At 68.4% G+C, this 12,052-nt stretch carries 12 protein-coding genes; 4 read left to right on the top strand and 8 right to left on the bottom strand.

Going from position 1 to position 12,052, the window contains the following annotated elements:
* Positions 1-19 precede the first annotated feature (19 nt).
* On the bottom strand, positions 20-865 hold the full coding sequence (purU, locus tag M6D93_RS13555; protein WP_249769815.1) for a formyltetrahydrofolate deformylase: 846 nt from the start codon (positions 863-865) through the stop codon (positions 20-22).
* Between the two features lie 119 nt (positions 866-984).
* On the opposite strand from purU, the gene M6D93_RS13550 reads away from it, so the two are divergent.
* Both M6D93_RS13550 and M6D93_RS13545 read left to right on the top strand, forming a co-directional pair.
* A complete protein-coding gene (locus M6D93_RS13550) occupies positions 985-1,212 on the top strand; it encodes a DUF5302 domain-containing protein (protein WP_249769814.1) in 228 nt (75 codons plus the stop codon).
* 404 nt (positions 1,213-1,616) lie between these two features.
* The gene (locus M6D93_RS13545; protein ID WP_249769813.1) at positions 1,617-2,114 is read left to right on the top strand and encodes a DUF3145 family protein; all 498 of its coding nucleotides are present in this window, start codon (positions 1,617-1,619) and stop codon (positions 2,112-2,114) included.
* 216 nt (positions 2,115-2,330) lie between these two features.
* On the opposite strand, the gene M6D93_RS13540 is transcribed toward M6D93_RS13545, so the two are convergent.
* From M6D93_RS13540 to M6D93_RS13515, 6 genes are all read right to left on the bottom strand, one after another.
* Positions 2,331-3,584 carry a beta-ketoacyl-[acyl-carrier-protein] synthase family protein gene (locus tag M6D93_RS13540; RefSeq protein WP_249769812.1) on the bottom strand — a complete coding sequence of 418 codons (1,254 nt, stop codon included), beginning with the start codon at positions 3,582-3,584 and terminating at the stop codon, positions 2,331-2,333.
* A gap of 59 nt (positions 3,585-3,643) precedes the next feature.
* Complete coding sequence (locus M6D93_RS13535) at positions 3,644-3,889, bottom strand: acyl carrier protein (RefSeq protein ID WP_283818584.1); 246 nt, start codon at positions 3,887-3,889, stop codon at positions 3,644-3,646.
* A gap of 146 nt (positions 3,890-4,035) precedes the next feature.
* Entirely contained in the window at positions 4,036-4,998 is a 963-nt protein-coding gene (locus M6D93_RS13530; protein ID WP_249769811.1) for a beta-ketoacyl-ACP synthase III, read from the bottom strand.
* Between the two features lie 4 nt (positions 4,999-5,002).
* Positions 5,003-5,224: a biotin/lipoyl-containing protein gene (locus M6D93_RS13525; RefSeq protein WP_249769810.1), complete on the bottom strand. Its 222-nt coding sequence runs from the start codon at positions 5,222-5,224 to the stop codon at positions 5,003-5,005.
* The gene (locus tag M6D93_RS13520) at positions 5,221-6,159 is read right to left on the bottom strand and encodes an ACP S-malonyltransferase (RefSeq protein ID WP_249769809.1); all 939 of its coding nucleotides are present in this window, start codon (positions 6,157-6,159) and stop codon (positions 5,221-5,223) included. Before M6D93_RS13520 ends, M6D93_RS13525 begins: the two co-directional genes overlap by 4 nt.
* A gap of 135 nt (positions 6,160-6,294) precedes the next feature.
* Positions 6,295-7,488 carry a PucR family transcriptional regulator gene (locus tag M6D93_RS13515; protein ID WP_249769808.1) on the bottom strand — a complete coding sequence of 398 codons (1,194 nt, stop codon included), beginning with the start codon at positions 7,486-7,488 and terminating at the stop codon, positions 6,295-6,297.
* Positions 7,489-7,512: 24 nt separating this feature from the next.
* Between M6D93_RS13515 and M6D93_RS13510 the strand changes: the two genes are divergently transcribed.
* Positions 7,513-8,289 (top strand): pirin family protein, encoded by a 777-nt coding sequence (locus tag M6D93_RS13510; RefSeq protein ID WP_249769807.1) that lies wholly within the window; start codon positions 7,513-7,515, stop codon positions 8,287-8,289.
* Between the two features lie 24 nt (positions 8,290-8,313).
* On the top strand, positions 8,314-9,189 hold the full coding sequence (locus tag M6D93_RS13505) for an NAD-dependent protein deacetylase (RefSeq protein ID WP_249769806.1): 876 nt from the start codon (positions 8,314-8,316) through the stop codon (positions 9,187-9,189).
* Between the two features lie 85 nt (positions 9,190-9,274).
* On the opposite strand, the gene aceE is transcribed toward M6D93_RS13505, so the two are convergent.
* On the bottom strand, positions 9,275-12,028 hold the full coding sequence (aceE, locus tag M6D93_RS13500; protein ID WP_347343493.1) for a pyruvate dehydrogenase (acetyl-transferring), homodimeric type: 2,754 nt from the start codon (positions 12,026-12,028) through the stop codon (positions 9,275-9,277).
* Positions 12,029-12,052 lie beyond the last annotated feature (24 nt).

Genomic DNA, 12,052 nt, shown 5'->3' with positions numbered 1-12,052 from the left:
CGTCGGCCCCTTGGCTGGTTCACCGGAAGACGACCGTCTTGCTGCCGTTGAGCAGGACCCGGTGTTCGGCGTGAGCGTGCACGGCGCGGGACAGCGCCAGCGACTCGACGTCCCGGCCGACCGCGGCAAGTCGGGCGGGGGAGTAGGAGTGGTCGACCCGGGCGATCTCCTGCTCGATGATCGGACCCTCGTCCAGATCGGCGGTGACGTAATGGGCGGTGGCGCCGATGACCTTCACGCCGCGGTCATAGGCTTGCAGGTAAGGGCGGGCGCCTTTGAAACTCGGCAGGAACGAGTGGTGAATGTTGATCACCCGCCCGCTCAGGGCCCGGCAGAGCTCGTCCGACAACACCTGCATGTACCGCGCCAGCACCACGAAGTCGACGTGCTCGGCCTCGACGAGCTCGAGGATCGCTTTCTCCTGTTCAGCCTTGGTCTCCGGACTCACCGGCAGGTAGTGGAAGGGCACGTCGTAGGCATTGGCCAGTGACTCGAAGTCGCGATGGTTCGACACGATCGCGCAGATCTCGGCGGGTAGCGCTCCGATCTGTCCGCGGTAGAGCAGATCGTTGAGACAGTGCCCGAACTTCGACACGAGGATCATGGCCCGGGGCTTGACGGCGGTGTCGTGAATCTGCCACTCCATCGCGAACCGATGGGCCGTGGCCTCGAACCCGATCCGCAGATCGGTGTTGTCGAGGTATTCCGAGGTGAAGTGAACTCGCATGAAGAACCGCGCGGCGTCCGGGTCCCCGAACTGCTGGGAGTCGACGATGTTGCAATCGTGCGCCGCGAGGTAGCCGGTCACGGCGTGGACGATGCCGACCTGGTCGTGACAGGCCAAGGTCAGAACGTGGTGGTTCACCCGGCGGCTCCTCGTGCTCGGTGCGGTCGGTGCAGAGTCGGTGTAGCCGTTCGCTGCGAATCCTAGGTTGCCGGTCGAAAGGACTCGCCACGCCGGACGGAACGTGCCAGGGTGGCTGCATGGCCAAGGACGAGAAGACAGCGGATGCAGCCGACGTGACCGACACCGACTCCGGTACGTCCGAGGCGGGAACGGACCCGAAGGCGGCGTTCCGCGAGGCGCTGGCCCGTAAGCAACAGCAGCATGCCGACGGCGTCGGATCGACCGGGCCCGCCTCGTCGAAGATTCACGAGGCGCACGGACCCGTGGGAGCCAAGCGCCAGTTCCGGCGCAAGAGCGGCGGCTGATCCCCGCCCGGAGCGTTGAGGTTGCCCTTGTTGCGCGCCGCGGAGCGTTGAGGTTGCCCTTGTTGCGCGCCGCGGAGCGTTGAGGTTGCCCTTGTTGCGCGCCGCGGGGCGTTGAGGTTGCCCTTGTTGCGCGCCGTTGGCCGTTGAGGTTGCCCTTGTTGCGCGCCGCTGGCCGTTGAGGTTGCCCTTGTTGCGCGCCGCGGAGCGTTGAGGTTGCCCATTTTGTCCGCTTCTCGGGCAGTCTCCGCAGAAATGATCATCAGGTGAAGCGCTCGGCTAGCTTTTGACGTACCTCATGGGCCACAATGTTCACGTACGTATCACCGCACGAGTGATCGTCGGGCACCGCTTGGGGAAGACGTTGCCAGACGAAGTTGCGGAGGTGCGCGATGTCTGCTGCCGGTGTGGCTGCATCGACAACCGGTGTGGTGTTCATCCACGCCTGCCCGTCGGCCATCGGGCCCCACGTGGAGTGGGCGCTGGCCGGCGTACTAGGTCGTCCCTGCAAGCTTGAGTGGACCGCGCAACCCGCGGCGCCCGGACAGTTGCGCGCCGAAGCAAGCTGGGTAGGCCCGGTCGGCATGGCAGCGCGGCTGGCCGCGTCGCTGCGAGCATGGCCGATGCTCCGGTTCGAGGTCACGGAGAACGGCACCAACAGCACCGACGGGGAACGGCTGGCCTACGTCCCAGGGCGTGGTTTTCATCGCAGCGCAGTGTCAGCCAACGGCGACATCGTCGTGAGCGAGGAGAGGCTGCGCGGTTTGCTGGCGAGAGCTCGGTCCACGGAGGAGTACGCCCACGGCCTGCACGAGCTGCTCGGGTCGTCCTGGGACGCCGAACTCGAGGCCTACCGAACAGCCGGCGACAATTCCCCGGTCACTCTCTTCCACAAAGTCGTCTGACAAGCAACGAGGGCAACCTCAACGTCAGAGGACGAACAACGAGGGCAACCTCAACGTCAGAGGACGAGCAACGAGGGCAACCTCAACGTCAGAGGACGAACAACGAGGGCAACCTCAACGTCAGAGGACGAGCAACGAGGGCAACCTCAACGTCAGAGGACGAGCAACGAGGGCAACCTCAACGTCAGAGGACGAGCAACGAGGGCAACCTCAACGTCAGAGCTTGTGGAACACCAGCGAGGCGTTGTGGCCTCCGAAACCGAAGGAATCGTTGATCGCGGCGGTGACGGTCGTGTGCCGCGGTTCGCGGGGCACGTCGATGACCAGATCGTCGTCCGGATCGTCGAGGTTGATCGTCGGGGGAATCACGTCGTTGGCGACCGCCAGGACAGTGGCCACCGACTCGATGGCCCCGGCTGCACCGAGCAGGTGTCCGGTCATCGACTTCGTGGCCGAAACGATCGTCTGATCGCCCAGCAACTTCGCGATCCACCTGGCCTCGGCCATGTCACCCAGCGGGGTGGACGTCGCGTGCGCGTTCACATGGACGATGTCTGACTTCGCGATACCCGAGCGCTCGATGGCGATCCGGGCCGCTCGGGCCTGGCCGTTGCCGTCGGGATCGGGCTGCACGATGTCGTAGGAATCGGCGGTCATCGCCGCGCCGCCGAGCACCGCGTAGGGCTCACGGCCGCGGGATTTCGCCGAGGACAGCCGCTCCAGGACCAGAACACCGGCACCCTCGCCGAGCACGAAACCGTCGCGGTTCTTGTCATAGGGACGCGACGCCCGCTCCGGGTCGTCGTTGCGGGTGGACATCGCGCGCATCTGGGCGAAGCCGGAAATGGTCAGCGGGTGGATACACGCCTCAGTGCCGCCGACCACCACGATGTCGGCGCGCCCGAGCTGAATCAGGTCCAGGCCGTAGGCGACCGCCTCGGCGCCGGAGGCGCAGGCGCTGACCGGGGTGTGGACACCCGCGCGGGCGCCGACGGCCAGACCGACGTACGCGGCGGGGCCGTTGGGCATGTTCATCGGGATCATCAGCGGAGACACCCGGGACGGTCCCTTGGCCAGAATGATGTCGTGCTGCTCCATCAGGCTGGTCACGCCACCGATGCCGGTGCCGATGACGACGGCCACCCGGGACGGATCGATGTCGTTCTCCTCAGAGGTGCCCTTGAAACCGGCATCCTCCCAGGCCTGTGCGGCGGCGACGAGGGCCGCCTGTTCCGAGCGGTCCATCCGGCGGGCCTGCACCCGGGGAAGGACGGTCGCTGGGTCGACCGCCATACGACCGCCGATCCGGACCGCGAGCGGCTCGGCCCAGTCCTCGGTCAGCGCGGTGATTCCAGACTTGCCGGCGAGCAGGTTCGCCCAGAAAGTCGCAACGTCGCCCCCGAGCGGAGTGGTCACTCCGAGCCCCGTCACCACCACCGGGTCGTTGGTGTTCGTCTGGTTCTCGGTCATGTCTGCTTCCTCTTCGCTCGGGGTCGATCGTCTGTCGTGCGGTGGACCTCAGGTTCCGGTCAGGCCGGGTTGGCCTGGATGTAGGACACGGCGTCGCCGACGGTCTTGAGCTTCGGCAGTTCCTCGTCGGGGATCTTGACGCCGAACTTCTCCTCGGCGGCCATGGCCACCTCGACCATGGACAGCGAGTCGACGTCCAGGTCGTCGGTGAACGACTTCTCCACCGTCACGTCCTCGGGCGCCACATCGGCCACCTCGTTCAGGATCTCGGCCATGCCGGCCAGGATCTCCTCGTTTGATGCCACAGCTGTCTACCTCTCTGCTCGGACTCGCAGGTCCGTGATGTGCGTTCCGATCCGGGTCGGATCGGACGTGGTGCGATTCTTCCTTGCCGGGTCACCGTCTCACCAGCGGACTCCTCGACCGGCGCGCCGCGAGGAAGCGAACGGACTCAGGGCGAGAGCACGACCTGCCCGGCGTAGGTGAGCCCGGCCCCGAACCCGACGATGAGAACAGGGCGGCCGGACGGGATCTCGCCGCGTTCCAGCATCTTCGACCAGGCGATCGGGATCGAGGCCGAGGACGTGTTGCCGGAGGTGACGATGTCCCGGGCGATGGCGGCGTTGGTGGCGCCGAGCTTCTTGGCCACCATGTCGATGATCCGCAGATTGGCTTGATGCGGCACGAAGGCGGCCAGCTCGTCCGGCCTGACCCCGGCGCGTTCGCAGGCCTCCAAGGCGACCCCGCCGACGGTGGACGTAGCCCACCGGTAGACCGTCTGGCCGTCCTGGATGAGCGCATGCGTTTCGGGACGGGTCGAGATGGCGGTGGCGTTGGCACCGTCCGAGCCCCACACCACCGGGCCGATGCCGATCTCGTCGCTGGCGGTGATCACGGCGGCACCGGCGCCGTCGGCGAAGATGATGCAGGTCGTGCGGTCGGTGAAGTCCAGCCAGTCCGACAGTTTCTCCGCACCGACGACGAGGACGTTGCGGGCCTGGCCCGTCATGATCGCGCTGCTGGCGGCCGCCACGGCGTAGGCGAAACCGGCGCAGGCCGCGTTCAGGTCGTAGGCCCCCGGCGAGGTGATGCCAAGACGATGGGCCAGCTCGGCCGAGCCGTTGGGTACCGCGAACAGCTGGGTGCAGGTGGCCAGGATGACCAGGTCGATGTCGCTGGCGGGGATTCCGGAGTTGGCGATCGCCTTGCTCGAGGCGGCCTCGGCCATGTCGAGCAGGCTTTCGTGCTGGGCGAAGCGACGCTCGGCGATCCCGACGCGTGACTTGATCCACTCGTCGTCGGTTTCCACACCGCGGGCGATGAGGTCGTGATTGGTGACCACGTAGTCCGGTTGGTAATGGCCCAGGGACACGATGCGCGCACCGGCGGGTCCAGCAGGAGTGGTGATGGGCATGGGGTCAGCCCTCCGTTCCGGTCGAGAGACGCGCCACCGGTAGGCCGGCGCCGACGATGTCCCCGTCGTGCTTGAGCCACTCGACGAGCACGCCGGAGGCCGGTGCGACCACAGCGATCTCGTCCCGATCGGTGCGGATGGTGCCGATGCGGCCGCCACCCACCACGGTCTCACCTTCGTCCAGTCCCTGCACCCGAGTGAAGATCCCCTTGCTCGGGCTTGTCACAACGCACCGCCGGTGACCGGGGCGGCCGCGCCGTGTTCGTCGAGCAGCTCCTGCGCCTTGACGAGGTCGGCGGGCGTCTTGACGGCCAGCAACTCGACGCCGCTTAGCTCTCGCTTGGCGATTCCGGTGAGCGTGCCGGCCGGCGCCAGTTCGATCGCCGCCCCGATCTGCAGGGTGGCCAGCGTGCTCAGACACAGGTCCCAACGCACCGGGCGCGTGACCTGGGCGACCAGCCGCGCCAGCACGGTCCGCCCGTCCGAGACCGCGGTCCCGTCGGCGTTCGACAGCAGGGTGTGGACGGGGTCCGTGGGGTCGACAGCGGCGGCGACGGATCGCAGGTTCTCCTCCGCGGACGCCATGAACTCGGTGTGGAAGGCACCGGCGACCTGCAGCGGCCGGACCCGCGCGCCGCCGGGCGGGTTGTCCAGCAACGCGGCGATCTTGTTGGCCGCACCGGCAGCGACGATCTGGCCGGCCCCGTTGCGGTTGGCTGGGGTGAGGCCGGCGGCCAGGATCGCCGCGACGACGTCATCGGGATCGCCGCCCAGGACGGCGGCCATCGACGACGGCACCAGGGCACAGGCGGCGGCCATCTCGGCTCCGCGCCGGGCGGCGAACGCCAGCGCCTCGTTCGGACTCAGCACGCCCGCCACCGCGGCAGCCGTGACCTCGCCGATGCTGTGGCCGGCGGTGACGACCTCGCCGGACAATCTCAGCCCGGAGGCGGCAAGCAGCCCGAGCGCGACGATGAGCGGCTGCGTGACCGCGGTGTCCTTGATCTCGTCGGCGTCGGCGGTGGTGCCGAGTCGACGCAGATCGAGGCCGGCGAGCTCGGAGAAGGAGCCGATGAGCTCCTCAGCCCCGTCCAGCTCGAGCCACGGAGCGAGCATGCCGGGTGTCTGGGATCCCTGTCCGGGAGCGAGTACGGCGATCACAACGATGACGTTGCCTTGTTGTGACCTTGCGCGGCGATCGCGGCACGCACAGTGTTACCTCCAGTTGTTTGTAGAGATCCTCTAAAGACCCGGTACATCATCGCTGATGAAAGCCTTTTCGGCATGAGGTTTCCGCTAGGAGGCGGCATGGAGCCGTCCGGCGACCAGCGCCAGCTGGATGGCGAACGCGCCCCGGGCCTCCGTCGGCGCCTGGCCGCACAGCTCCGCGACCCGCCGCAACCGGTACCGAACCGTGTTGGCGTGGACGAACAACGCCCGGGCCGTCGCCTCCAGCGAGCGGCCGTGTTCGAGGTAGCTCACGACCGTCTCCAGTACGGCCAGGTCAGCCTCGGCCAGCGGGCGGTACACGGTGTCGATGAGCTGCAGCCGGGCGCCTGCATCCCCAGCGATGGTGCGCTCGGGAAGCAGATCGTCGGCGGACACCGGTCGCGGGGCGGCCGGCCAGCCACCCACTGAGCGCAAACCACTCAGGGCAACGGCAGTGAGCCGGCCGGCCTCGGCCAGCTGACCGGCCAGGCCGCCGACCACGACCGGGCCCGGGCCGAACTCCTCGAGCAGTGCACCCGCGGCCTCGATCCCGTCCTCGGCGCGGTCAGCGTTGCGGCCGCCGATGCCGCCGAGCAGCACCAGCAGGCGACCGCCGTGGACCCCGGCCAGCACGTCATAGCCGGCGCGTCGCGCTGCTCGGTGGACCGCGTCGATCGTGTCCACCGCGCTGCGTCCGGCCGGCGGCGAACCGGCGACGGCGGTCAGCGCCCCTTCACTGCGCCAGCCGAGGGCGGCGAGCTGGGTCAGAGGGGAGCCGGACTCGTCGACGTCCACGCCGCGTACGAGGCCGTCGATGACCAGCGCCTCGAGCCGGGCGTCCCAGGCCCCGCGCGCTTCGGCCGCGCTGGCGTAGACGCGGGCCGCCGCAAAGGCGATCTCCCGGGAGAAGCGCAGCACGGCGTCGGCGACGGCCTCTTCATCGCCGGGATCGGCCAGCCGCGGGACCTGCTCCTCGACAACGGCGATGGTGAGCCGCACCAGCTCGACCGTCTGTTGCAGCGAGACCCGGCGAGCCAGTTCGCGCGGAGCCGTCCCGAACACCTCGCCGGTCAGCCGCAGGACCTCATCCGGCGAACGAAGCCATTCCACGAACGAGGCGATGCCGGCCTGCGCGACCAGGGTCACCCAGGAGCGCTGATCGGGCGGCAGCCGACGGAACCAGGCGAGCTCCTCGTCCATGCGCGCCACACTCCGAGTGGCCAGGGTGCCGGAATTCTGTTCGATCCGGCGCACCGTCGCCTGGCTGGGGGAGACCTGCACGCCGCCACCCTAATGTGAACGCTCGTGGGGACTGTCGAGCTACGCCGCGGCCGCGATCGTGGCCGCACGGTGGGTGCGGGCCGCGACACCGCGCACTCGTTTTCCTTCGGTGCCCACTACGACCCGGACAACACGTCCTTCGGCCTTCTGCTGGCGCACAACGAGGACGTTCTGCAACCCCGCGCGGGATACGACGAGCACCCTCATGCTCGGCTCGACATCGTCAGCTGGGTCGTGTCGGGCCGGCTGGGCCACGTCGATCCGGTCGGTGGAACGAACTCGGTCGGACCGGGTCAGGTCCAGTACCTGGGCACCGGGCGCGGCATCGTCCACAGCGAGCGCAACGCCGCCGACGAGCCGGTCCGGTACGTACAGATGTGGTTGCCGAGCGAGCGGGACGAACCCAGCTATCAGTGGGCCGATCTGAACGACGCGCTGGACCGGGACAGGTCGGGTTGGACGCCCGTTGCCTCGGGGCTGGCCCGGCACCGCGGACTCGCCCCGATCGAGCTCAGCCAAGCGGGGGCGGGGCTGTCTGCCGTCCGGCTCGGACCGGGCGGATCGATCGGACTCGTCTCAGCGCCGTTGGTGCACCTGTTCGTCACCCGGGGTGAGGTCAGCTTGGAGGGTCCGGCTGGCTTGGAGGGTTCGGCTGGCTCGGTGGGTTCGGCTGCTCCCCGGCGCGGGGCTCGACTGGGTGCGGGGGACGCCGTCCGTCTCACCGACCCGGCCGCAATCACGCTGCGGACGGACACCGGATGTGAGTTGCTGGCCTGGGAGATGCTCTCGGGTCTGGACTGACCGTCCGGTCATTACCCTGGACCGGTGACCGCGTCGCCGCTTGAAGAACTCGATGTGGACGTCCGGGCGGGCCTCGATGCCCTGGCGGGCCTGGTGGGCGACGGTGAGACCGCGATCCTGTCCGGCGCGGGGATCTCGACCGAGTCAGGGATCCCGGACTACCGCGGGCCGACCGGCCTAAGCCGTCCAGCGACCCCGATGACGTTCCAGGAGTTCACCGCCAGCGGGGAAGCCCGGCAGCGGTACTGGGCCCGAAGCCACGTCGGTTGGCGGATGATCGCCCGAGCGCAGCCGAACGCCGGGCACCGTGCGGTAGCGCAGCTGCAGCGCCACGGCGTGCTGTCCGGCATCATCACGCAGAACGTCGACGGCCTGCATCAGGGTGCGGGCGCCCGCGAGGTCATCGAGCTGCACGGCTCACTGGATCGGGTCATCTGTCTGAACTGTGGCGCGTTCTCAGCCCGGGATGAACTCGAGACCCGACTGGACGAGGCGAATCCCGGCTGGCTGGCCGAGGCGCGCCGCACCGATGTGAGCGCGGTCAAGCCCGACGGCGATGTGGACCTCGACCACGCGATGATCGGACGGTTCAGGCCGGTCGACTGCCTGGTCTGCGGTAGCGGTCCGCTCAAGCCGGATGTGGTCTTCTTCGGCGAGTCCGTGCCCGCGGCCCGGGTGGCGTCGTGCTACCAGCTGGTCGCGGGGAGCCGGTGCCTGCTGGTGCTCGGATCGTCGTTGACCGTCGCCTCGGGCTTCCGCTTCGTCCGGCGGGCGGCGTCGCTTTCGATCCCGATCGCGATCGTCAATGCGGGCCCGACGCGTGGGGACAGCCTGGCCGACGTGCGGATCGACGCACCGCTCGGCGCCGTCCTGACCGGTCTCTCCGCGGCCCTCGCTTAGGCATTCGCGGCCCGAATGATCATCGCCATCGGCGTGTCGCGATTATTCGGGCCGCGAAAGGCGGGAGGGGCCGCGAAAGGCGGGGTCAGCTGTCGCCGGCCGCCGAGCCGGCCTCGGCCGCGGAGACGTCGAGCAGCTGGTAGCGCTCGAGGGCCTCCTTGGCCGCCTCCGGCTTGACCTCGCCGCGCTTGGCCAGCTGCGCCAGCACGTTCACCACGACCGACTCGGCGTCGATGTGGAAGAAGCGCCGCGCCGCCCCACGGGTGTCGGCGAAACCGAACCCGTCCGCGCCCAGCGACGACCAGTCCCGTCCCAGGGTCTGCACCCATTGAGCGATCTGGTCCGGCACTGCCCGCATGTAGTCCGAGACCGCGATGAACGGACCCTCGCTACCGGCCAGCTTGTTCACGACGTACGGGGTTCGCGGCTCCTCGCCCGGGTTGAGGAAGTTGAACTCGTCCGCTTCGAGTGCCTCGCGACGGAGCTCATTCCAGGACGTGACCGACCAGACGTCGATGTCAACGCCCCAGTCCCGACCCAGGATCTCCTGAGCCTTGAGCGCCCACGGCACGCCGACCCCGGAGGCCAACACCTGCGCCCGCGGCCGCCCGGCCTCGCCCAGGCCCGGCGACACCCGGTGAATCCCGCGCAGGATGCCGTCCACGTCGACATCCGCGGGCTCGGCCGGTTGGCTGATCGGCTCGTTGTAGATGGTCAGGTAATAGAAGACGTCCTCGCCGCCCGGGTGGTGCTCGGTGTCGCTGTACATCCGCCGAAGGCCGTCCTGCACGATGTGCGCGATCTCGTAGGCGTAGGCGGGGTCATAGGCCACCACGGCCGGGTTGGTCGAGGCGATGAGCAGCGAGTGCCCGTCGGCGTGCTGCAGGCCCTCGCCGGTGAGGGTGGTCCGGCCTGCAGTGGCGCCGAGCACGAACCCGCGACCGAGCTGGTCGGCAAGCTGCCAGAACTGGTCACCGGTCCGCTGGAACCCGAACATCGAATAGAAGATGTAGAACGGGATCATCGGCTCGCCGTGGGTCGAGTACGCCGTGGCGGCGGCGATCAGCGAGGCGGTGGAGCCGGCCTCGGAGATGCCCTCGTGCAGGATCTGGCCCTGCACCGACTCCTTGTAGGACAGCAGCATGTCGCGGTCGACGGCGTCGTACTCCTGGCCGTGGGGTGAGTAGATCTTGGCCGTCGGGAAGATCGCGTCCAGGCCGAACGTCCGTGCCTCGTCCGGAATGATCGGGACGAACCGCTTGCCGATCTCCTTGTCCCGCATCAGGTCCTTGAACAACCGAACCAGGACCTGGGTGGTCGCCACCTGCTGCTTGCCGGATCCCTTCTTCAGGTCGGCGTAGGCCTCGTCACCCGGCAGTGCCAGTGGCTTGGCTCGGTTGATCCGCTTGGGCAACGATCCGCCCAGGGCCTCGCGCCGCTCCAGCATGTAGCTGATCTCGTCGGACTTCTCGCCGGGGTGGTAGTACGGAGGCAGGTCGCCCTCCAGAGCCGAGTCCGGGATCTCCAGGTGCAGCCGATCGCGGAAGGCCTTCAGGTCGGTCTTGGTCAGCTTCTTCATCTGGTGGGTGGCGTTTCGGCCCTCGAAGCTTTCCAGCGTCCAGCCCTTGATCGTGTGCGCCAGGATGACGGTCGGCTGACCGACGTGCGCGCGCGCCGAGGCGAAGGCGGCATAGACCTTGCGGTAGTCGTGCCCACCGCGGGACAGCAACCGCAACTCGTCGTCGGGCATGCCTTCGACGATCTTGCGCAGCCGGGGGTCACCGCCGAAGAAGTTCTCCCGGATGTAGGCGCCGGACTCGACCGTGTAGGTCTGGAACTGCCCGTCCGGAGTGGTGTTCATCTTGTTGACCAGCACCCCGTCGCGGTCCTGGGCAAGCAGCGGATCCCAGTCCCGTCCCCAGATGACCTTGATGACGTTCCACCCGGCGCCGCGGAAGTAGGACTCCAGCTCCTGGATGATCTTGCCGTTGCCCCGCACCGGGCCGTCGAGCCGCTGCAGATTGCAGTTGATGACGAAGGTGAGGTTGTCCAGTTCCTCCCGAGCGGCGACCCCGATGGCACCGAGGGATTCGACCTCGTCCATCTCACCGTCGCCGAGGAAGGCCCAGACGTGGGACTGCGAGGTGTCGGCGATGCCGCGGGCCTGCAGGTAGCGGTTGAAGCGAGCCTGGTAGATCGCGCCGATCGGGCCCAGGCCCATGGAAACGGTCGGGAACTCCCAGAAGTCCGGCATCAGGCGCGGGTGGGGGTAGGAGGACAGGCCGAAGGGCGCCTTGGACTTCTCCTGGCGGAACCCGTCCAGGTGCTGTTCGGTGAGGCGGCCCTCTAGGAAGGCGCGGGCGTAGATTCCGGGCGCGGCATGGCCCTGGAAGTAGACCTGGTCGCCCGTCCCGCTGGCGAGGTCCTTGCCCCGGAAGAAGTGGTTGAAGCCGACCTCGTACAGCGAGGCGGCCGAGGCGTAGGTCGCGATGTGGCCGCCGACGCCCAGATGCTTGTTGGCCCGGCTGACCATGATGGCCGCGTTCCACCGGATGTAGGCCCGGATGCGACGCTCGATGTCCTCATCGCCCGGGAACCACGGTTCCCGCTCGGGCGGGATCGTGTTGATGTAGTCGGTGCTGCGCAGCGCAGGCACGCCCACCTGGCGTTCGCGGGCGCGTTCGAGCAATTTGAGCATCAGGAAGCGGGCACGCTGCCGGCCGTCGGCGTCTATCGCGGCGTCGAACGACTCGATCCACTCGCGGGTTTCGCCGGGGTCGATGTCGGGCAGTTGGTTGGGCAAACCGTCGGTGATGATGCTGTAGCGATCACGGGTCAAGCTCGTTCTCCATTCGCTCCGCGA

Origin of the sequence: Jatrophihabitans telluris, assembly GCF_023516435.1 — a bacterium.
GTDB classification, from domain to species: domain Bacteria; phylum Actinomycetota; class Actinomycetes; order Mycobacteriales; family Jatrophihabitantaceae; genus Jatrophihabitans_A; species Jatrophihabitans_A telluris.
The sequence above is the reverse complement of the archived record's forward strand: the minus strand, read 5'-3'. Positions and strand labels throughout refer to the sequence as shown.

Bases quoted from the DNA above. Each gene is read 5' to 3' on its own strand.
- M6D93_RS13530 (WP_249769811.1), bottom strand. From the start codon at position 4,998: ATGCCCATCACCACTCCTGCTGGACCCGCCGGTGCGCGCATCGTGTCC.
- M6D93_RS13550 (WP_249769814.1), top strand. From the start codon at position 985: ATGGCCAAGGACGAGAAGACAGCGGATGCAGCCGACGTGACCGACACC.
- M6D93_RS13540 (WP_249769812.1), bottom strand. From the start codon at position 3,584: ATGACCGAGAACCAGACGAACACCAACGACCCGGTGGTGGTGACGGGG.